This is a genomic window from Bradyrhizobium sp. P2_E8, from assembly GCF_056403875.1.
In genome coordinates this window covers 1-718 of the sequence record NZ_JBFUES010001792.1, presented here as the reverse complement: position 1 = coordinate 718, position 718 = coordinate 1, and the positions used below count along the sequence as shown (strand labels likewise).

At 63.2% G+C, this 718-nt stretch carries 2 protein-coding genes; one reads left to right on the top strand and one right to left on the bottom strand.

Annotated elements, in window-relative coordinates:
- The coding region (locus AC1D00_RS43955) for a TetR family transcriptional regulator (protein ID WP_477015048.1) at positions 1 to 264 on the bottom strand (264 nt) is incomplete at its 3' end.
- Between the two features lie 328 nt (positions 265 to 592).
- Between AC1D00_RS43955 and AC1D00_RS43950 the strand changes: the two genes are divergently transcribed.
- On the top strand, positions 593 to 718 hold a 126-nt coding region (locus AC1D00_RS43950; protein WP_477015049.1), incomplete at its 3' end, for a 30S ribosomal protein S6.

Here is a 718-nt window from a genome sequence, read left to right as displayed (position 1 = left end):
ATACAGGAGCTCGCGGCAGGCGCATTCGACGAACAGCGCCTCCTTGGTGCGGAAATAATAGGTGATCTGGCTCGGAAATGCGTCCGCGGCGGCCGCGATGTCGGTGATCGAGGCGCCCGACAGCCCCCGCTCCCGGAACAGCGGGCTGGCCGCGTCCAGCAGCAGCGAGCGCATTTTGCGGCCGGCCGAGCGTGTGGCGCGCGCCGCATGCCGGGGGTCGCCGGCCGCCGTCTCGGATGGGGCGTGGGCAGATTTGTCTGCCATTGGATCCTCCCGCTGATTTATTTGTATGCCATACAAACAAATAAATCAAGCTGAGGGGCCCCCCCCGCCCCCGCGCGGGCGCCAAGGGCCGAGACCTGGCCCTCCAACCTTGCAAAGCCGGTCAAAATCCGTATAAGGCGCGCATCCGCAGACCCCGGCCGGGAGCTGAACGGACGGTCTCAACAAATCATTCGTGATTTTGGTGTGGCAGGGCCAGTCGGCCCGTCGTCCCGTGTTTCCGCCTTCTGAGCTTAATCCCAGAGTCCTTTCCGAAGGTCTCTTAAGGGCTTGACGCCGGGCGATGCGCCAACATGAGGAAAGGACTTCCATGCCTCTTTACGAGCATGWTTTTCTCGCGCGCCAAGACGCGAGCCCGCAGCAGGTCGAAGAGCTGACTGCGCAGATGACCGGTATCGTCGAGGGTCTCGGCGGCAAGATCACCAAGACCGAGAAC